At 61.1% G+C, this 20,349-nt stretch carries 17 protein-coding genes and 1 pseudogene; 11 read left to right on the forward strand and 7 right to left on the reverse strand.

Annotation, left to right across the window (positions count from 1 at the left end):
• Positions 1 to 78: 78 nt before the first annotated feature.
• The 6 genes from HGP12_RS31270 to pncB all read left to right on the forward strand — a co-directional run bounded on the left by HGP12_RS31270 (position 79) and on the right by pncB (position 8,444).
• The gene (locus HGP12_RS31270; protein ID WP_168843784.1) at positions 79 to 1,917 is read left to right on the forward strand and encodes an extracellular solute-binding protein; all 1,839 of its coding nucleotides are present in this window, start codon (positions 79 to 81) and stop codon (positions 1,915 to 1,917) included.
• A gap of 170 nt (positions 1,918 to 2,087) precedes the next feature.
• Positions 2,088 to 3,182: a microcin C ABC transporter permease YejB gene (locus HGP12_RS31275; protein WP_168843783.1), complete on the forward strand. Its 1,095-nt coding sequence runs from the start codon at positions 2,088 to 2,090 to the stop codon at positions 3,180 to 3,182.
• Positions 3,182 to 4,336, forward strand: a complete 1,155-nt coding sequence (locus tag HGP12_RS31280; protein WP_168843838.1) for an ABC transporter permease — start codon at positions 3,182 to 3,184, stop codon at positions 4,334 to 4,336. The genes HGP12_RS31275 and HGP12_RS31280 overlap by 1 nt, the downstream gene beginning before the upstream one ends.
• Positions 4,333 to 5,970, forward strand: a complete 1,638-nt coding sequence (locus HGP12_RS31285) for an ABC transporter ATP-binding protein (RefSeq protein WP_168843782.1) — start codon at positions 4,333 to 4,335, stop codon at positions 5,968 to 5,970. The genes HGP12_RS31280 and HGP12_RS31285 overlap by 4 nt, the downstream gene beginning before the upstream one ends.
• 11 nt (positions 5,971 to 5,981) lie before the next feature.
• Entirely contained in the window at positions 5,982 to 6,941 is a 960-nt protein-coding gene (locus tag HGP12_RS31290; protein WP_168843781.1) for a 2-hydroxyacid dehydrogenase, read from the forward strand.
• A gap of 198 nt (positions 6,942 to 7,139) precedes the next feature.
• Positions 7,140 to 8,444, forward strand: a complete 1,305-nt coding sequence (pncB, locus tag HGP12_RS31295) for a nicotinate phosphoribosyltransferase (RefSeq protein WP_168843780.1) — start codon at positions 7,140 to 7,142, stop codon at positions 8,442 to 8,444.
• Between the two features lie 127 nt (positions 8,445 to 8,571).
• Here pncB and HGP12_RS31300 read toward each other — a convergent pair whose 3' ends face one another.
• Complete coding sequence (locus tag HGP12_RS31300) at positions 8,572 to 9,534, reverse strand: hypothetical protein (RefSeq protein WP_168843779.1); 963 nt, start codon at positions 9,532 to 9,534, stop codon at positions 8,572 to 8,574.
• Between the two features lie 173 nt (positions 9,535 to 9,707).
• Between HGP12_RS31300 and HGP12_RS31305 the strand changes: the two genes are divergently transcribed.
• A complete protein-coding gene (locus tag HGP12_RS31305; RefSeq protein WP_168843778.1) occupies positions 9,708 to 11,888 on the forward strand; it encodes a mechanosensitive ion channel family protein in 2,181 nt (726 codons plus the stop codon).
• A gap of 52 nt (positions 11,889 to 11,940) precedes the next feature.
• Here HGP12_RS31305 and HGP12_RS31310 read toward each other — a convergent pair whose 3' ends face one another.
• The 5 genes from HGP12_RS31310 to HGP12_RS31330 form a co-directional block, all read right to left on the reverse strand.
• Positions 11,941 to 12,999, reverse strand: a complete 1,059-nt coding sequence (locus HGP12_RS31310) for a LacI family DNA-binding transcriptional regulator (RefSeq protein ID WP_168843777.1) — start codon at positions 12,997 to 12,999, stop codon at positions 11,941 to 11,943.
• Positions 13,000 to 13,525: 526 nt separating this feature from the next.
• Positions 13,526 to 14,254 carry an SDR family NAD(P)-dependent oxidoreductase gene (locus HGP12_RS31315; protein ID WP_168843776.1) on the reverse strand — a complete coding sequence of 243 codons (729 nt, stop codon included), beginning with the start codon at positions 14,252 to 14,254 and terminating at the stop codon, positions 13,526 to 13,528.
• Entirely contained in the window at positions 14,251 to 15,372 is a 1,122-nt protein-coding gene (locus HGP12_RS31320) for an alkene reductase (protein WP_168843775.1), read from the reverse strand. Before HGP12_RS31320 ends, HGP12_RS31315 begins: the two co-directional genes overlap by 4 nt.
• A gap of 136 nt (positions 15,373 to 15,508) precedes the next feature.
• A complete protein-coding gene (locus tag HGP12_RS31325; protein WP_168843774.1) occupies positions 15,509 to 16,315 on the reverse strand; it encodes an alpha/beta fold hydrolase in 807 nt (268 codons plus the stop codon).
• 84 nt (positions 16,316 to 16,399) lie between these two features.
• Positions 16,400 to 17,278, reverse strand: coding sequence for a LysR family transcriptional regulator (locus HGP12_RS31330; RefSeq protein WP_168843773.1), 879 nt, complete (start codon positions 17,276 to 17,278; stop codon positions 16,400 to 16,402).
• Positions 17,279 to 17,376: 98 nt separating this feature from the next.
• Here HGP12_RS31330 and HGP12_RS31335 point away from each other — a divergent pair, with 98 nt between their 5' ends.
• The 4 genes from HGP12_RS31335 (at position 17,377) to HGP12_RS31350 (ending at position 20,188) form a co-directional block, all read left to right on the forward strand.
• A complete protein-coding gene (locus HGP12_RS31335) occupies positions 17,377 to 18,126 on the forward strand; it encodes a sulfite exporter TauE/SafE family protein (RefSeq protein WP_168843772.1) in 750 nt (249 codons plus the stop codon).
• Positions 18,127 to 18,184: 58 nt separating this feature from the next.
• A complete protein-coding gene (locus HGP12_RS31340) occupies positions 18,185 to 18,790 on the forward strand; it encodes an isochorismatase family protein (RefSeq protein WP_246703610.1) in 606 nt (201 codons plus the stop codon).
• Between the two features lie 70 nt (positions 18,791 to 18,860).
• Positions 18,861 to 19,310 (forward strand): RrF2 family transcriptional regulator, encoded by a 450-nt coding sequence (locus tag HGP12_RS31345; protein WP_168843771.1) that lies wholly within the window; start codon positions 18,861 to 18,863, stop codon positions 19,308 to 19,310.
• On the forward strand, positions 19,307 to 20,188 hold the full coding sequence (locus HGP12_RS31350) for an NAD(P)/FAD-dependent oxidoreductase (RefSeq protein WP_168843770.1): 882 nt from the start codon (positions 19,307 to 19,309) through the stop codon (positions 20,186 to 20,188). Before HGP12_RS31345 ends, HGP12_RS31350 begins: the two co-directional genes overlap by 4 nt.
• A gap of 53 nt (positions 20,189 to 20,241) precedes the next feature.
• Here HGP12_RS31350 and HGP12_RS31355 read toward each other — a convergent pair.
• A pseudogene (locus HGP12_RS31355) lies at positions 20,242 to 20,349 on the reverse strand (IS5/IS1182 family transposase); the annotation flags it as partial.

Here is a 20,349-nt window from a genome sequence, read left to right on the forward strand (position 1 = left end):
AGAGATGAATTGTTGCGTCCTGTTTTTTGCCCTCATTTGCCTTATGCTGATTCTTGGAAAAGCATCAGGAGATCATGAATGGCATCGACACGGTTGAAAGCAGGCTTGGTTGTTTCTCTTATTTGCTTGCTGGCATTGCCCGTGTCCTCGAAAGCCGAAGAGCCGCAATTCCGCATCGGCACGGCCATTCTCGGCGACCTCAAATATCAGCCCGGCTTCAAGCACTTCGATTACGTCAACCCGGATGCGCCGAAGGGCGGCGAGGTGAAGCTGTCGGCTAGCGGTACGTTCGATACCTTCAATCCAGTCCTGTCGAAGGGCAGTGTCGCCGATGGGACAGAGCTGATCTATGATACGTTGCTGAAGAAAGCCGATGACGAGGCCAATTCTTCCTATGGTTTGCTCGCCGAGGGCGTCTCTTATCCCGATGATGTTTCAAGTGCCACGTTTCGGCTGCGCGCCGAAGCGAAGTGGCCCGACGGCACCCCGGTAACGCCCGAGGACGTGATCTTCAGCTTTGAGAAAACCAAAGAACTCAATCTGATGGTGACAAGCTACTACGCCCATGTCGTGAGCGCAGAAAAAACCGGTGAGCGCGATGTTACCTTCCGTTTCGATGAGAAGGGCAACCGCGAACTTCCCTCGATCTTGGGCCAACTGACCATCCTGCCGAAACATTGGTGGGAAGCAAATGGTCCCGACGGCAAGCCGCGCGATATCTCACGTACCACGCTCGAGCCCGTCATGGGGTCGGGTCCTTATAAGATCGCTTCCTTCCAGCCTGGCTCTTCGATCCGCTACGAACTGCGTGACGATTATTGGGGCAAGAATATCCCGGTCAATGTCGGTGAGAACAATTTCGGCACTATAAACTACGTCTATTTTTCCGACTACGACGTCGCGTTCGAGGCGTTCCGTAGCGGCGTTATCGATTACTGGCAGGACAATTCAACAAGCCATTGGGTGACCGGCTACGATTTTCCGGCCGCCAAGGACGGCCGCATCAAGCGGGAGGAATTGCCCAACACCCTGCGCTCGGTCGGCGTCATGCAAGCGCTCGTTCCCAATATGAGGCGCGAACGGTTCAAGGATGAGCGCGTCCGCGAGGCGCTGAACTACGCTTACGATTTCGAGGAGCTGAACCGGACCCTGTCCTTCGGGAAGTTGACACGTGTCGACAGTTTCTTTTTCGGCACGAAATTCGCCTCCTCCGGCCTGCCGCAAGGGGAGGAACTCAATGTCCTGAACAGCGTCAAGGACAAGGTGCCCGCAGAGGTCTTCAGCACTCCCTATGCCAATCCCGTCGGCGGCGATCCGCAGAAGGCGCGCGACAATTTTCGCAAGGCGATCGCCTTGTTCAAGGATGCGGGCTGGGTCCTCAAGGGCAACAAGATGGTGAACGCGCAGACCGGCCAGCCCTTCTCGCTGGAACTCCTGCTGAACAACCCTTCGCTGGAAAGATCGGTGTTGCCCTATGTGCAGAATCTGAAGCGCATCGGCATCGATGCCAGTGTCAGGACGGTCGATCCCTCGCAATACGTCAACCGCATTCGCAGCTTCGATTATGATATGATCTGGGTCGTTTGGGCGGAGACGCTGAACCCCGGCAACGAGCAGGCGGAATACTGGGGCTCCGCCTCCGCCGCCCGCCAGGGATCGCGCAATTACGCCGGGATAGCCGACCCAGGCATCGACGCCCTCATCCAGAAAGTGATCTTGGCAAAGGACGTGGCGGAGAAGGAAGCGACGACCAAGGCACTCGATCGGGTGCTGCTCGCCCACCACTATGTTTTGCCCACCTTCTACGGGACGACGACCAGGATCGCCTACTGGGACAAATTCGAACATCTGCCTGATCTGCCCTATTACTCTATCGGCTTCCCCGAAGTCTGGTGGTCGAAAAGCGCCGGAAAATGAGCCTCTCTTGCAATAAAGGGCTCGCTGGCTCCAAATGCTCGGGCTGATTCGGATAGTTTCAAGCTGAAATGACTGCGCCGGTCTGCATCCGGCGGAAGGGAATATGATTTGATCGAAAGATGCGCTGAGGCGAGGCGGAATACACTCTATTTCGAGGGAGCGGCGGACTGATGGGCGCCTATATCCTCAGACGCCTCCTGCTGATGATCCCGACCATCGTCGGCATCATGGCCATTTCCTTCACCATCGTGCAGTTTGCGCCGGGCGGCCCGGTCGAGCAGGTCATCGCGCAGCTGACCGGGCAGGGCGACAATGCCAATGGCCGCCTGTCGGGTGGCGGTACGGACCTAGCTGTCCAGCAATCCTTCGACGACAGCAGCTCGAAATATCGCGGCGCGCAGGGGCTCGATCCGGAATTGATCGCCAAGCTCGACAAGCAGTTCGGCTTCGACAAGCCGCCGCTCGAGCGCTTCGGCCAGATGATGTGGAATTATATTCGCTTCGATTTCGGCGAAAGCTTCTTCCGCAACACCACGGTCATCGATCTTATCGGCCAGAAGCTGCCGGTGTCGATCTCGCTCGGCATCTGGATCCTGATCTTCTCTTATGCCATTTCCATTCCGCTCGGCATCCGCAAGGCGGTGCAGGACGGATCGACCTTCGATGTCTGGACGTCGGGCATCATCATCATCGGCTATGCCGTCCCGAGCTTCCTGTTCGGCATCATGCTGATCGTGCTGTTTGCCGGGGGATCCTTCTTCGATTGGTTCCCGCTGCGCGGCCTCGTCTCGGATAATTTCGCCGATCTCAGCTGGTGGCGGAAGATCCTCGATTATCTCTGGCACCTGGTGCTGCCGCTGATTTCGCTGTCGCTCGCCGCTTTCGCCACCACGACTTTGCTCACCAAGAATTCCTTTATCGAAGAGATCAAGAAGCAATATGTCGTCACCGCCCGCGCCAAGGGGCTTTCCGAACGGCGCGTGCTCTATGGCCATGTCTTCCGCAACGCCATGCTCATCGTCATTGCCGGTTTTCCCGGCGCCTTCATCTCCGCCTTCTTCACCGGTTCGCTCCTGATCGAGAACATTTTCTCGCTCGATGGCTTGGGACGCTTGAGCTACCTCTCCGTCGTCCAGCGCGATTATCCGGTGGTGTTCGCCACACTCTTCATCTTCTCGCTGCTCGGCCTCTTCGTCAGCCTCGTTTCCGATCTGATCTACACCTGGATCGACCCGCGCATCGACTTCGAGCGGAGGGACGTATGATGGACGCAGCCAGCCATACGGATTCCCCAGCTGTCGTAAAGCCACCGCGCAAGGGCCTGTTCTCGCCGACCAATCTGCGCCGTTGGGAGAATTTCAAGGCGAACCGACGCGGCTACTGGTCGCTCTGGATCTTTCTGGTCTTGTTTGTCCTCAGCCTCGGCGCCGAGTTCATCACCAATGACCGGCCGATCCTCATCTCCTACAAGGGCGAGATCCTGACGCCGATCTTCGTCGATTACCCGGAAGAGAAATTCGGCGGCTTCCTGGCGCAGACGGATTATCGCGCCCAGGATATTCAGGACGAGATCAATGCCAACGGCTGGATGATCTGGCCGCCGATCCACTATTCCTATCAGACCGCCAATTCCAACCTTCCCAAGGGCCTGTCGGCGCCGACCCCGCCCTTCTGGGCGATGAGCAAGGAACAGCGCTGCTCCGGTTATGCGCAAGGCGTCGCCGATCCGAATTGCAACTGGAGCAATTTCAATTGGCTCGGCACGGACGACCAGGCGCGTGACGTGCTCGCCCGCCTGGTCTACGGCTTCCGCATATCGGTGCTGTTCGGCCTGGCGCTCACCATCTGTTCGGCCGTCGTCGGCGTCTGCGCCGGGGCGATACAGGGTTATTTCGGCGGATGGACCGATCTTCTGATGCAGCGTTTCATCGAGATCTGGTCGTCCATGCCGGTGCTCTACATCCTGCTGATCATTGCCTCGGTCCTGCCGCCCGGCTTCTTCATTTTGCTCGGCATATTGCTCTTGTTTTCCTGGGTGGGGCTTGTCGGCGTCGTGCGCGCTGAATTCCTGCGGGCGCGCAATTTCGAATATGTGCGCGCCGCCCGCGCACTCGGCGTCAACAATCGCACCATCATGTACCGCCACCTGCTGCCGAACGCGATGGTCGCGACATTGACCTTCGTTCCCTTCATCCTGTCGGGCTCGATCTCCACTCTGACCTCGCTCGACTTCCTAGGGTTCGGCATGCCGCCCGGCTCTCCATCGCTGGGTGAAATGATCGCTCAGGGCAAATCCAATCTGCAGGCGCCCTGGCTGGGGCTCTCGGCCTTCTTCACCATGTCGATCATGCTGTCGCTGCTGATTTTCATCGGCGAGGCCGTGCGCGACGCCTTCGATCCCAGGAAGACGTTCCGATGAGCGAAAACTCCACTCCACTACTGTCAGTCCGCAATCTGTCCGTCGCCTTTCATCAAGGCGGTCAGACGTCGACGGCGGTCGATGGCGTTTCCTTCGATATCGCCAAGGGCGAAGTCTTGGCGCTGGTCGGCGAATCCGGCTCCGGCAAGTCGGTCTCGGCCAATTCGATCCTGAAGCTCTTGCCTTATCCGGCCGCAAGCCACCCTTCCGGCGAAATCCTGTTCAAGGACAAGGACCTATTGAAGGCGTCGGACAACGAGCTGCGCGCCGTGCGCGGCAACGACATCACGATGATCTTCCAGGAGCCGATGACCTCGCTCAATCCGCTTCATTCGATCGAGCGGCAGATCAGCGAAATCCTGGCATTGCACCAGGGCATGACCGGCCACGCCGCGCGCAACCGCACGCTGGAACTGCTGAACCAGGTCGGCATCCGCGAGCCGGAAAAGCGCCTCAAGGCCTATCCGCACGAACTATCCGGCGGCCAGCGTCAGCGCGTGATGATCGCCATGGCGCTAGCCAACCGTCCGGAATTGCTGATCGCCGATGAACCGACGACAGCGCTCGACGTCACAGTGCAGGCGCAGATCCTTGAATTGCTGCGGGATCTCAAGGGCGTGCACGGCATGTCGATGCTGTTCATCACCCATGACCTCGGCATCGTCCGCAAGTTCGCCGACCGCGTCTGTGTGATGACCAAGGGCCACATCGTCGAGACCGGCACGGTGGAAGAGGTTTTCACCAATCCGCAGCACGACTATACCCGCCATCTGCTGGCGGCCGAGCCGCGCGGCGAGCCGCCGGCGAGCGACGCCGGCAAGCCCGTCGTCATGGAAGGCAGCGATATCCGTGTGTGGTTCCCGATCAAGGCCGGCTTCATGCGCAAGGTCGTCGATCATGTGAAAGCGGTCGATGGCATCGACCTGAAGCTCAGGGCCGGCCAGACGCTCGGCGTCGTCGGCGAATCCGGCTCTGGCAAGACCACGCTCGGTCTGGCGCTCGCCCGGCTCATCTCCTCGCAAGGGCGCATTGCCTTCGTCGGCAAGGATATAGCCGGCTATTCATTTCGCGAAATGCGGCCGCTGCGCAACCAGCTGCAGGTGGTTTTCCAGGACCCTTACGGTTCGCTGAGCCCGCGCATGTCGGTCGGCGAGATCATTGCCGAGGGGCTCAAGGTGCATGAGCGGTCGCTTTCGGCCGAAGAGCGCGACAAGCGCGTCTGCTGGGCGCTGGAGGAGGTCGGCCTCGACCCAATCACCCGCTGGCGCTTCCCGCACGAATTCTCGGGCGGCCAGCGTCAGCGCGTCGCCATTGCCCGCGCCATGGTGCTGAAGCCGCGTTTCGTCATGCTGGACGAGCCGACCTCGGCGCTCGATATGAGCGTCCAGGCGCAGGTTGTGGATTTGTTGCGCGACCTGCAGAAGAAGCATGATCTCGCCTATCTCTTCATCAGCCACGACCTGAAGGTGGTAAAGGCGCTCGCCAACGAGCTGATCGTCATGCGCTTCGGCAAGGTCGTCGAACAGGGCGCATCCGCCGATATTTTCCGGGCGCCGAAAGAGGATTATACCAAGGCCCTTCTTGCCGCCGCATTCAACATCGAGGCGGTGCCGACCGCCGCCATCCAGCAGTGAAGGCCATCGCCATGCCGGCCAAAAGCCCCGTTCTCGTCGACCTCAAATTCAGTCCGGCGACAGTCGCCAAGGCGCTCGAAACGGCCTTTGCCGATCGCGGCAGCATCAATCTCGCCGATCCCGCCAGCAAGGGCGCGGATCTCTCCTATGTCGATTATGCGCTTGTGTGGAAACCGGATGCCGATCTCTTCGAGCGCGCCCGCAATCTCAAGGTGATCTTCTCGGGCGGCGCCGGCGTCGATTCGATGATGTCCATTGCCGGCCTGCCCGATATTCCGATCGTCCGCTTCGTCGATCGCAGCCTGACGGTGCGCATGAGCGAATGGATCGTGATGCAGTGCCTGATGCATCTGCGCGATGTGCAGGGGCATTTCAGGAACCAGCGCCAGCATCTATGGGTGCCGCATCATGGCGCGGAAGCCGCTGAGGTCACCGTTGGTGTCATGGGCCTCGGCGTTCTCGGCTGCGATGCCGCCGCCAAGCTGAAGTTGATGGGCTTCAACGTCATCGGCTGGTCCCGCAGCAAGAAAGAGATCGATGGCATGGAAACGTTCGACGCCAGCGGGCTGGATGCGTTTCTGGCCCGCACCGATATTCTGGTCGGCCTCTTGCCGCTGACGCCGGAAACGACCGGAATTTACAATGCCTCGCTCTTTTCGAAGCTGCACCGCAACGGTCCGCTCGGCAAGCCGGTCTTCATCAATGCCGGCCGCGGCAAGAGCCAGGTGGAGGCCGATATCGCCTCGGCTGTTCGTACCGGTATTCTCGGCGGCGCCTCGCTCGATGTCTTCGCCGTCGAGCCCCTGGCAGCGGACGATCCGCTATGGGGCCTGGAAAATGTCATTATCACGCCGCATGATTCCGCCGTCTCCGAAGAAAAGGCGTTGATGCGCCATGTCGAGGAGCAGATCGACCGCTTCGAACGCGGCGAACCGCTGCAGCATCTGGTGGATCGCGGCCGGGGTTACTAAGTCTGGTAGGCTGCGGAGTTGAGGCGCTTCCTTCGGTTGCCGGCAGTCGAATGTGGCAGATTCGCTCTGACATCAATTTTCTTTCAGTGACTGGACTTTCGCTCAACATTTTTTGATAACAAGCCTCTACACGCATGCTGGCATATCGGCCGGCGAGAAGCATGACGTCCGCAGGGCAGGAGACGGGGCAGGAACGACATGACCAAGACGGATATTGCCACCCGCGTCTATAACCATACCTGGAAGCTCGATCCGATCGTCCGCAGTCTGATCGATACGGATTTCTATAAGCTCCTCATGCTGCAGATGATCTGGAAGCTCTATCCGGACGTCGATGCCACTTTCTCGCTGATCAATCGCACCAAGAGCGTTCGCCTGGCCGAAGTGATCGATGAGAAGGAATTGCGCGAGCAGCTGGATCACGCCCGCACGCTCCGCCTCTCCAAGAAGGAGATGATCTGGCTTGCGGGTAACAGCTTCTATGGCCGCGCCCAGATCTTCGAACCGGAATTCCTCACCTGGCTGTCGAATTTCCAGCTGCCCGAATATGAGCTCTCTAAGCGCGACGGCCAGTATATTCTCGACTTCCACGGTTCGTGGAAGGAAACGACGATGTGGGAAATTCCCGCGCTCGCCATTATCAACGAGCTTCGCTCGCGCACGGCGCTGAAGGCGCTCGGCCCCTTCACGCTCGATGTGCTCTATGCCCGCGCCAAGGCTAAGATGTGGGAAAAGGTGGAGCGGCTGAGGGAACTGCCAGGCCTGCGCATCTCCGATTTCGGCACCCGCCGTCGCCACAGCTTCCTCTGGCAGCGCTGGTGCGTCGAGGCGCTGAAGGAAGGCGTGCCCCATGCCTTCACCGGCACGAGCAACGTGCTGCTCGCCATGGATTCCGATCTGGAAGCCGTCGGCACCAATGCGCATGAGTTGCCAATGGTCGCCGCAGCACTTGCGAAAAACGACGAAGAGCTGGGCAAGGCGCCCTACAAGGTGCTGCGCGACTGGAACCGTCTCTATGGCGGCAATCTACTTGTCGTGCTGCCCGATGCCTTCGGCACTGCCTCCTTCCTGCGCAACGCGCCGGAATGGGTGGCCGACTGGACCGGTTTCCGTCCCGACAGTGCCCCGCCCATCGAGGGCGGCGAGAAGATCATCGACTGGTGGAAGAAGATGGGTCGCGATCCGCGCCAGAAACTGCTGATCTTTTCCGACGGGCTCGATGTCGAGGCGATCATCGACACCTACAAGCATTTCGACGGCCGGGTGCGCATGAGCTTCGGCTGGGGCACCAATCTGACCAATGACTTCGCCGGCTGCGCGCCGACCGAACTCAAGGGGCTGAGCCCCATCTCCATCGTCTGCAAGGTCATCGAAGCCAACGGACGCCCGGCCGTCAAACTCTCCGACAATCCGCAGAAGGCGACCGGCGAGCCGGCGGAAGTCGAGCGCTATCTGAAATTCTTCGGCGCGGAAGATCGCGTCGATCAGGAAGTTCTGGTGTAATTTCCAGGAGGAATGTCCGGTTGCCTCAGAGCAGTTCAGCTTTTCACGGGATCGCTGAGCCGCTCTATCTCTTTGTTGTCTCGCAATTCCGGACGGAAAACCGCGACGCACTTTTCCTGGAATTGCGCTAGTGGCGGACGTTTACCGCTTCTACTCGGGCCGCCCGCTTGAACAGCGTCCACCGGCCGTTTTCCCAGCGATATTGATCCGGCGAAATGACGTAAGGCACGTCGCTGAGATCGGCGCTGATCAGCTCCAGCAGCTGTAGACCCTGAATGTCGTTCTCATGCGTGAAGAACACCTTGTCGCGCGACAGGAATGCGGCGATCGGTGCGGCGCCGCCGGATTGCTCTTGCACTTGCGCCCAGAAATTCGGCAGAAAGGCGACGCTGGATTCGAACTGGCCGTCCACCTCGACATATTGAAACCGGCTGCGTTTGGCGATCTGGACGCCGGTCTTGGCGAAGAATTTCTGCAGGTTGGCCTGTGCCGTCTCGGCAAGCTCCCGGGCATCGATGCCCCAATCGTCGAGCGCGGTGGACATGACGTAGCTGACGGTGGTCTCGCCGTTGACGACGAAGAGCTTGATCAGGTTTTCCGCCTCGTCGAGATAGACGAATTGCGGTGGGCTGGGTTCGTCCTTGACGGCCTGCATCATCTGCTGGCGGGCCACCTCGACGAATTCGCGTGTTTTCAGCACCGGCAGAACCTTGGCGAGTTCGCTATTGTCCTCCATGACTTCCGTCATGTTGAGATAGTTGTGCAGCGCCTGCGCGCGCGCCGGCCCTCGCTTTTCGCGCAATGCCAGCAACGCATTGTTCAGGAATTTCGTCATCGTATCGCCGTTGCGGCTATGCAATGTCAGGCTGCCGGCTGTGGGGTCGTAATCGACGCGGATCAGGTCGCCGAAGAATGGCAGGCGCTCCTGCAGATAGGCCGCAAAGGTCGCCTCGTTCTGCAAAGCTTCATCCGGAATGTTCAGATCGAGCGTCTTGACGGCCGTCGTGCCTTCGGGTTCGGGCAGTCTCTGCCCGCCGCGCGTGTCGGATCGACTGCCTTTACCGAAGAGCCTTTTCAGGAAATTGAACACGCGCGTCCCCGAGTACCGACCGGTATTGCCGCAGAACCTAGCGCGGCCATGGCTTCGGGACAATGCCGGGCGGGCGATGGATTTGTGCTGTAAGCGCCTGCTTGCCCGGATAAAAAACGCGTATAGTCTGCGGGAACGGGCCGGATGGTCCGATTGCGGGAAGGGCAGCGCATATGAGAAATTTCGGGGGTAGCAGGCTGTGGATCGGAGCCTTGCTTTTATATCTTCTTGCTTTGGCCGCGCCCGTCACGTCGCTCGCGCAGAATGCAGCGGCGCCACAGCCGGCGGCACCACCACCCGATAAGGTCCGCGAACTGATTCAGTTGATGAACGAGCCCGACGTCAAGCAATGGCTCGCCGCGCAGCTCAACAATCAGCCCACTTCCACCCCGACCTCCACCGCCGGCGATTCGGAAGCCCCGGGAAGAGACCAGATGTCGGTGTTGTCCGGTTTGCTCGGCCATACGCGCCATCACCTGGAGGTAGTATCCGGCGCGGCGATGACACTGCCCTACGAGGTCATGACGGCATCGGAAAAACTCGAAGGCGAAGGCAAGGCCGTCGGCTTGCTCCGCATCGTCATCCAGATCGTGATCCTCTTTTTTCTCGGGCTGGTGGCCGAGCTTGCGGTTGCGCGCTTCATCAATACCAAGCACATGCAGCGCACGGAACGGGCAGCCGGCGTCGAGACAGAGTTGCAGGCGGCGCGGTTCCAGTTCCTGGGCCGCGTTGTGCCCGCCATCATTCATGGTCTGGTGACGCTTATTCCACTTCTCGCTTTCGACTGGCCGCCGGTCATCGAAAACTTCGCCATCGCCTGCGTTATCGCCCTTGTATCAATCAGGTTGGCAATCTCCATCGGCAAGCTCTTGATGGAACTGATCGCGATGCGCCGGACGGATGATGTTCTGGACGAGGACGGCGGCGCTGCCCGCATTGCCGAACGGCGGCGTGTGGCAAAATATTGGTATCGGCGATGCACGCTGTTTGCCATCTATTTTGCTTGCGGCTGGGCTATCATACAAGCCGTCGCGTCGCTCGGCTTTTCCGCTGGCGCGCGCGATCTCATCGGCTATGCGCTCGGCATCGGCCTGTTTGTGATTGCGGTGGAAGCCGTGTGGTCGAGGCCCGTTGTTGCGGCAAGTCGTGGCAAGCGGACGGTCTCCTGGTTACTGACGATTTATTTCGCAGCTCTTTGGGGCCTGTGGGTGGCTGGCTTCGATGGCCTGCTTTGGCTCGGCATCTATGCGATGTTGCTGCCGCGTGTCCTTTCGGTGTCCACCCGCGCGATCGAGGCTCTGCATGTCGCGGCTGACGGTATCTTCGGTGCCGGCAAGCTGGCAACCGTGCTTCTCGATCGTGGCGTGCGCGCTCTGATCATTACCTTCGCGGCCCTCTGGCTCGGCCGCATGTTGGGTGTCGAGGCCACCGCGATGATGAGCGGCAGTGAATCGAATATCGGCCGCATCGCGCGCGGCATTCTGGGCGGTATCGTCATCCTGCTGGTCGCCGATCTCGTCTGGCAGCTGGCGAAAACCTATATCGACGCCAGGCTGATGCAATCCCTGCCCGCCGTCAGCGATTCCGACGAGGTGAGGGCGAGCCGCGCCCGGCTGCAGACGTTGCTGCCGATCTTCCGCAATATCCTGGCCGTCATCATCGGCATCATCGCCGTCATGATGGTGCTGTCCGGTCTCGGCGTTCAGATCGGGCCGCTGATCGCCGGTGCCGGCGTTGTCGGCGTTGCGGTCGGCTTCGGCGCGCAGACCATCGTCAAGGATGTCATCAGCGGCGTTTTCTATCTCTGGGACGATGCTTTCCGCATCGGCGAATATATCGAAAGCGGAAACCACAAGGGCGTAGTGGAATCCTTCAGCCTGCGCTCGGTAAAGCTGCGCCACCAGCGCGGTCCGCTGGCGACGATCCCCTTCGGCTCGCTCGGTGCGGTCAACAACATGAATCGCGACTGGGCCATCGACAAGATCATCGTCAAGGTCACCTACGATACCGACCTGGTAAAACTGAAGCGGATCGTCAAGGATATCGGCCAGCGTCTGCTCGAAGATGCCGATCTGGCGCCGAATATCATCCAGACGCTGAAAATGAAGGGCGTCGAGCAGTTCGGCGATTTCGCGATCGAGATCAGGCTGGCGATCACCGCCAAGCCGAACGAGCTCTCCGTCATCCGCCGCGGCGCGCTGGCGCTGATCAAGCAGTCCTTCGATGAGAACGGCATCCAGTTCGCCTTCCCGACCGTGCAGGTGGCAAGCGACAAGGACGCGGCGGCCGCCGCTGCCCGGCAGCTTATCGAGATGCGTGCGGCAAACGTGGAAGGCGCGCAGCAGGCGGGTTGACGCCCGGAATCGAACACCGCCCTGAATCCCTCAGGCTTTGCCGGCAGCGAGCCTATCGCTTCGGCGTGGCGGTGCTGCCGCGCACGACCAGTATGACGTCGATCATCTCGCGCTCGGCCGGCACGGCATCGTGGAGGACGGCCCCTACCGCGCGCTGTGCGATCTCGGCAAAGGGCTGGGCCATCGTCGTCAGGCCAGGCTCCACCATGCCGCCTTCCGGCACGCCATCGAAGCCGATGACGGAAATGTCCTGCGGAACCGAAAGGCCTTTTGCGCGCAGCCAGTTGATCGCCAGAAGCGCGATATTGTCGGACATGGCAAGGATCGCCGTCGGCGGCTCGGGCGCGGAAAACAGGTAGTCGAGCCCGGCTTCGACGCTTGGCTTGTCGTTGAGCGTCTCATAGATCGGCACGTCCTCACGACTTATCCCGAACACTTCGAGCGCCCGCCAATAGCCGAGCGCTCGATCGCGCGAGGTGGAATAGATTGCCCGCTCGATGTCGGCGACACCGACCGGCCCGACATGATCGTCCGAGAGTTCAGTCGCGAGCACGCCGAAACGCCTGTGGCCCAATTCCGCCAGATGCCGGGCGGCGACGGCCGCACCTGCCAGATTGTCGACGCTGATCGAGGGGATCGACCCGTCCTCATCATTCAAGGCGAGAGCGATGAAGGGCAATTGCCGTTCGCGTGTCAACTGAACCAGCTTTTCGCCGCCTTCCACGCAGAGCAGGATGAAGCCGTCGACCAGAGCGCTCTTGATGTTCCAGTCCAGCTTCTGCCGGTCCTTGGCCGAGACCAGCGCCAGGCCCGTACCGCTGGCATCGCAGACCTGGGACACGGCCGCCAGGAGTGCCCTAGCCCAGGGATCGTCGAAGAAATAGGCCAGTGGCTCGACGGCGGCGACGCCGATGGCATTGACCTTTCCGGCCCGCAGCAATCGTCCGGTCAGGCTCGGGCCGGCATAGCCGAGCCGTTTGGCCGTCTCGAGCACATGCTCGCGCACTTCCTCGCGCACCACCTCGGGCCGGTTGAAAACATTGGAGGCGGTTCCCTGCGAAACCCCCGCCGCCTTTGCGACATCCGCGAGCCTGATGGTGCCCTTGACCAATGAAATCCTCCATGAGTTTCCGAAGGATACTAGCAATGAAGTTGTATCGGTTCAATTCTGCTTGACGACGGATCTTTGAGGCATATGATTGAACCGATTCAAAAAGGGGTACGAGCCGAAACTGAATCGATTCAAAATAGAGAGATGAGCCGATGTTGGACAACTATCTTTTCAAGGATCTCTATCATGATCGATGGGGTGATCCCTGCAATCCGAATGCCGTCGATCGGCCTTCGCCTGCGGACAATGGCGGCGCTTGCGGCAAAGGTATTTTGGGCCGGTTGGCAGAACGTTTCCGCCGTCGCCGGGATCGTCCGTCGGCGTGGTCCTTCACGATTCCGAACGAAACATCGGACACGGAGGACGAAGCCGAAATCCGGCCTCGCACCTGTGATGAAGAGCCAAAGTTCCTTGCCATCGCCAAGGCCCTATCGCGGAATTGCTAGGGCCGGATGATTTTAGGTCTGTTCGACCTAAAATCTGAATCCGCTCTAGGGGCAGCGCATGAGTTGCTCCAATACCGGCCTCAGAAGCTTTCCTTGTAGGGACGCAGATCGAGTTCCTGGGTCCAGGCCGAAGGATGCTGGCGATGAATGTGCCAGTAGCTCTCGGCAATGGCATCGATGTTCAGCAACCCGTCGGCATCCACGTCCGGCCGGCGTGAGCGCAGCCGCTCGCCATCTATGCCGCCATCGATGATGGTGTGAGCGACATGAAGCCCGAGCGGTCCGAATTCCCTCGCCATGCTCTGGCTGATCATTCGAAGACCCGCCTTTGCGGCGGCGAATTGCGCAAAACCTGCCTTGCCGCGCAGGCTGGCAGAAGCGCCGGTGAAGATCACCGTGCCGCGACCGAGGGGCGCCAAATGACGCGCCGCCTCGCGCCCCACAAGGAAGCCACCGAAGCAGCAGACACGCCAGAATTCCTCGAATTGCGCTGCGGTGGTGGCACGAAAGGCGATCTGGCGATTGATGCCGGCATTGAAGACAACCAGATCGGGCGGCGCAATGTCGCCACGCGACGCGAAGGCATGTTCGAAGAGCCGGATGACGGCGGCTTCATCTGTTGCGTCGGTTTCGATCGCCTCGGCGCTGCCGCCGGATGCCAGGATGGCGGCGGCGACCTGATCGATCTTCGCCGCCGTCCGGCCGGCAATGAACACATGGTAGCCCTTGTCGGCAAGCAGCCGGCACAGCGCCGCTCCCAAACCCTGTTCGGCTCCGACTCCGACAATCACGGCGCTTGGCGTGCTCATTCGGCCGCCTCCCTGGCATCGAGCGTCGGATAGTCGGTGTAACCCTCGGCGCCACCGCCATAGAAAGTGGAGCGATGATAGGGGTTGAGAGGCGCACCCTGGCGAATGCGCTCCGGCAGATCGGGATTGGCGATGAAGAGACGGCCGAAAGCGATGGCGTCGGCATGGCCGGCGGCAAGCGTGGCTTCGGCCGTGTCCGGCCGGAAATTGCCAGCGGCGATCAGCGTGCCGGACCATGCCGGCCTGAACAGTTCCGCGGCAGAGGGCACGTTCTTATGATCGACCTCGGCCTGGCCGGCACCGCTGGCGCGCGGCTCGATCAGATGCAGATAGGCAAGATTGAGTCGGTCCAGTTCGCGAATGACATGCCCGTAGAGACGTAAGGGATCGTCCTCACCGCTGTCATTGGCAATACCGAAAGGCGAGAGGCGGACGCCGACGCGATCCGAGCCCCAGACATCGGAAACCGCTTCGACCACTTCCAGCAGCAGCCGCGTGCGGTTCTCGATCAAGCCGCCATATTGGTCGGTGCGCTGGTTCGTGCGGGCCTGCAGGAATTGCTCGATCAGATAGCCGTTTGCGCCGTGAATCTCTACGCCGTCGAAGCCGGCCTGCTTGGCATTGGCGGCCGCCTGGGCGTAGACGTCGATCAGGAGCGGCATAAGATCGATGTCGATCGCCTGCGGCGTCTCGAAGGGCACGCGCTCGAACGTAGCGGTAAAAGCCTCACCCTTGGCGGCGATGGCGGATGGGGCGATCGGCGGAGCACCATCAGGCTGGTGGGAGGAATGGGAGATACGGCCAACATGCCAGAGCTGCAGGAAGATCTTGCCGCCCTTGCCATGAACCGCATCCGTCACCACCTTCCAGCCGGCGATCTGCTCGGCCGTGTGGATGCCGGGTGTTGCCGGCATGCCCTGTCCGGCGCGGGAAATCTGCGAACCTTCGGAAATGATCAGGCCGCCCTCGCTGGCACGTTGGGCATAATATTCGGCATTCAAAGCCGAGGGCGTATTGCCCGGCTGGCTCGACCGCATGCGGGTGAGCGGCGCCATGACGATGCGATGCGCCAGCTCATACGGGCCGACGAAAAGCGGCGAAAACAAAGTAGCTGTCATAAAATTCTCCTGCCTGGAGCGAAAATTGCTCCCCGGGGCGGAAGGGCCTGTCAGCGGCGATTCGGTCTCGGGAGTTCGAATAAGATGATGGCCATCATTTATTCCAACAATCGGACGTGCGCAACTGAATCCGATGTCAGGCCGGAAGTTCGGAAAGAAAGCCGATCAGGGCGGCGTTGAACTGCGCCGGTCGCTGCAACGGCGCGAAATGGCTGACGCCGGGCAGGAGGATCAATTTCGCGCCCGGGATGTGCCGCACGAGATAATCGGCGTGTTCCCGCTTGATGAATTCGTCATGCTCGCTGTGCACGATGGCGACGGACACGTCGATCTCGGCGAGATCGGCGATTGTGTAGTTCGGCTCCGTCCGCTGCATCAGGCCGACCGCCTTGACGAAGGCATCGAACGTGTCAGGCGTGGCCGACAGGGCGGCGTAATCCTCCGTATGACGGGAGAAGCAGCGCTCGATGGTGGGCGTCGCCACGAATTCCTTGGTGCCGCTCGGGTCCATGTTGCAGGCAAAGAAGAAGACGCCGGAAACGCGCTCCGGATGGCTTCGCCCAAGGATCATGCCCGTGCAGGCGCCGTCGCTCCAGCCGGCAATGGCCGCTTTCTCGATCTTCAGCCTGTCCATGACGGCGAGAGCGTCTAAGGCCATCAGCTCGTAGCTATAGGGCCGCTCGTCGCGCGTACTGCGGCCATGGCCTCGGCTGTCGACGACGACAACCTGACGACCGGCATCGATTAGTGCCGGCACCTGATAGCCCCAATTGCCGCTGTTTCCGAGCCCGCCATGCAGGAGGATCACCGGAGCGCCGCTGCCATAGGAGGCATACCATATGCGCGCGCCGTCATGATCGACATGGCTTTCCGCCTCGGCTTGCGGCAGGGGCGCAGCCCCCTCGGCTTGGAAGCGGTGAAGCTCGTCGTCGTGAAATTCCATATCCACCTCCCATCGCGCCGCCTCCTCCAGGCAGCCAAGTGGCGAGACTAGTCCATCCCAACTCGTTTTTTCAACAGGCAGTGGTCATATCGCTGCCAGATGCTCGAAAAGATCGCGGGCCGGTGCCGGCAGGTCTTCGAGGGAACGGGCGCAGACCGAAAGCCGGCGCGTGGCCCAGCCGTCGGTGAGGCGCAAGATCGCTGTTTTTGCGGATCTGCAGCGGCGCGCCGCCGTTTCAGGTATGATGCCAAGGCCGATGCCCTGACCAGCCATGTCGCAGATGCTCTCGAACGTCCGCATCCCCACGCGCATTTTCAGCCGGGCGCCGAGCCGGGCGGCTTGCGCGTCGATATGATCCTGCAGCGCGCCGCCGGCAAGCCCGATGAAATGCTCGTGCAGGATCTCCGCGAAAGTGATCTGCTTTGCCGCCGCCAGCGCATGGTCGCGAGGCATCACCACCACCAGACGATCGATCGCAAAGGGCCGCAATATTGGGCCTGACGTGTCGACGGCGCTGGAGAGAATGCCGATTTCGGTAAGCCCCGCCGAAACGGCGCGTGCGATCTCGATGCTCTGGCGCTCCTTGAGATCGATATCCGTTCGCGGATGTTTTGCCATCCAGTCAGCAAGGCGCGGTGGCAGGTACTCGGCGATCGCCGCGGTGTTGGCGAGAAGCCGGATCGTTGCCCTGATGCCGCTCGCATGTTCGCCGAGTTCGCCGCGCATCTGCGCCAGCTGCCGCTGGATCAGTCGCGCATGATGCGCCAGCGCCTCTCCCGCCGGCGTCGGACGAATGCCGCGCCGGCCACGTTCCAGAAGCTGCACGCCGCCGTTCGCCTCCATGTCGCGCAGCCGCTCGCTGGCGGCCGGCGGCGAAAGCCCGACATCGGCCGCCCCATGGGTGATGCTGCCGGCATCGACGACGGCGAGGAACAGGCGAAGGTCGGTCAGGTCGAAGCGCATGGAGCAAAGAATATCGCATCTCCAGCCTTCGGCATAGCCGAAGCCTCTCTTCGCATCATCCGCATTGTGCCCGACCTCGCGTCTGCTAGTGAAAGGGCATGATGGATCATTCGATATGGCTCGTCGCGGCGATCTTCGCGACCTTCTTCATCGCCGGCATGGTCAAGGGCGTCACCGGCATGGGGCTGCCGACCGTGGCGATGGGCGTGCTGGGCGCGCTGATCTCGCCGCTTATCGCCGCCAGCCTGCTGATCGTCCCATCCTTCGTCACCAATGTCTGGCAGCTGCTGGCAGGCCCGAGCTTTGGCGCGCTTGCCCGTCGCTTCTTCCTCCTGGTCTTGTTCGTGATCGCGGGAACATTCGCCGGCTCATATTTGCTTGCCGCGGGGGACACGCGCGTGACGACGGCTGGGCTGGGTGCAGCACTCCTCGTCTATGCCGGCCACGCGCTTCTCGCCCGCCAGCTTTATGTGCACGCGACGCTGGAGCCGCTGCTGTCGCCGATCATCGGCTTGCTCACCGGCTTGCTGACCGGCGCGACCGGCGTCTTCGTCGTGCCGGCGGTGCCCTATCTTCAGGCGCTGGGATTGGAGAAGGAGGAGCTGGTGCAGGCGCTCGGCCTTTCCTTCACCGTCTCCACGGTGGCGCTGGCCGGCGCGCTCGCCTGGCATGGCGCCTTCCGCATCGACAATCTCGCGCTGTCTGCCCTGGCGATCGTCCCAGCGCTTGCCGGCATGTGGGCCGGCCAGATCATCCGCAATCGCGTCAGCCCGGTTACCTTCCGCCGTTGGTTCTTGATGTGCCTTCTGGTGCTCGGCGCCGAGATGATCGTCAAAGCCTCTTTCTGAGGCAGTCTCATATTGCCGGGTTGCCCGGTGCGCACCCATATGCTTCGGAGCTTGTTTCATGGCGGGACCTGATGGATCGATGGAAGAAGAACAGCATGAGATTTCCGATCACCATTCACTGGCCGATGCCCTGCTCGTCGTCGATGTGCAGAATGCATTCGTGCAAGGCCCGAACGCGGTTCCTGGCCATGCCATGCTGAGGTCGGTGGTCGAGATCCTGTTGGACAAGGCGCGATCGGCATGGGCACCGGTGATTTTCCTGCAGAACGATGGTCCGACGGGTGCGGTGGATGAGCCGCTTCAACCCGGATGGAAACTCCATTTTCCGCCCCTGTCCGGCGAGGTGGTCATCAGGAAGACGGAGGATGATGGTTTCGACGGCACCGATCTTAATGCCATTTTGACCGCCTTTGGCGTGAAGGATCTGGTGATCTGCGGCGTGCTTTCGGAGATGTGCGTTGCCGCGACGGCGCGGGGAGCGCTTGAGCGCGGCTATGGCGTGCTGCTGCCGCATGATGCGCACGCCACCTATGACGTTCCCGCCGGCCCGGGGTCGCAGGGCGTGCCTGCGGCTTTGGCCGCGCGAGCGGCGGAATGGTCGCTGGGCGATGAGATCAAGATTTGCGCTTCAGCGCGCGAGGTTCGTTTCAAGGAGCGGGCTTAATCGAGGTTCTCGCCTCGTCAGCACGAGACCGCTCTTGAATGTCGCGCCGAATCGTAATAATTGAAGTTACATGAAAAGAGACAGCCGACTTTCTTCCGTTCTCCATGCTCTTCTCCATATGGCCGAGCAGGATGGACCGCTGACATCCGAAACCCTGGCGCAATGCATGCACACCAATCCCGTCGTCGTGCGGCGTACCATGGGGCTGCTGCGCGAGGTAGGTATCGTCAAATCCGCTAAGGGACATACCGGCGGCTGGACGATCGCGGCTGATCTCAAAACCGTCACGCTCCGCCAGCTGCACGAGGCGCTCGGCGAGCCGGCGGTATTCGCCATCGGCAATCGCAACGAAACGCCAGAATGCCTCGTCGAGCAATCGGTCAATTCCGTGCTCGACGACGCCTTCGCGGAAGCCGAGGCCTTGCTGCTCCGGCGCTTCGAAAATGTCACGCTTGCTGATCTCGCCGGCGAATTTGCGCGGCGTCATGCGCAGTGGCGCACAGAAAGGACCCTGTCATGAGCCATGACGTCATCGTCATCGGGGGCAGCTACGCCGGAATGGCGGCCGCCCTCCAGCTTCTCCGTGCCCGCCGCAAGGTGCTTGTCATCGACGGCGGCAAGCGCCGCAATCGCTTCGCCGACACCTCCCACGGCTTTCTCGGCCAGGATGGCGTCAACCCCGGCGAGATTGCCCGCAAGGCACGCGCGCAGCTTTCCGCCTATCCGACTTTGACTTGGATCGAGGGGACTGCCGAACAGGCCGAGGGCGAGAAGGATGCCTTTGTCGTGATCACGGCAGATGGCGTACGCCATGACGGCCGGCGACTTCTCTTCGCAACCGGCGTCTCCGATGCATTGCCTGAGATCGAGGGCCTTGGCGAACGTTGGGGCCGGAGCGTTTTCCATTGCCCCTACTGCCACGGCTACGAGCTTAATCAGGGCCGCATCGGCTGCATCGCCACCGGGCCGATGTCGCTGCATCAGGCGCAGTTGCTGCCGGAATGGGGCGAGGTCACACTCTTCCTTAACGGCACTTTTGCTCCGGATGAAGCACAGCGCACCGATCTCGCCACACGCGGCGTGGCGATCGAGGAAACGCCGATCGCAGGGATCGAGGGAGATGCAGACGTGCGGCTCGCTGACGGAAGCCTGCTGCGGTTTGCCGGGCTCTTCACCGCCTCGCGCGTGTCGCCCTCGAGCCCGGTTGCCGAACGGCTCGGCTGCATGCTGGAGGAAACGCCTTTCGGCATGCAGATCCGGACCGACGCTATGAAGGAAACCACGGTATCAGGCGCATTTGCCTGTGGCGACGCCGCGCGCATACCGCATTCGGTGTCGCTCGCCGTCGGCGATGGCGCCTGGGCCGGCGCGCAGCTGCATCGGTCGCTGGTGTTTTAAGATCGGCTGCGGAGGGCTTTCGTCCTCCGATATCCGCTAGGAAGTGTGGACAGTTATCTGATCCATAGGACGATTGCTGCGATAGTGACGACTGCGAGGTAGTTTTCGGCGGTTTTTTCGAAGCGCGTAGCGACCCTGCGGAACTGCTTGCGTCTCGAGAA

Origin of the sequence: Rhizobium sp. P28RR-XV (assembly GCF_012641385.1) — a bacterium.
Classification (GTDB): Bacteria; Pseudomonadota; Alphaproteobacteria; order Rhizobiales; family Rhizobiaceae; genus Rhizobium.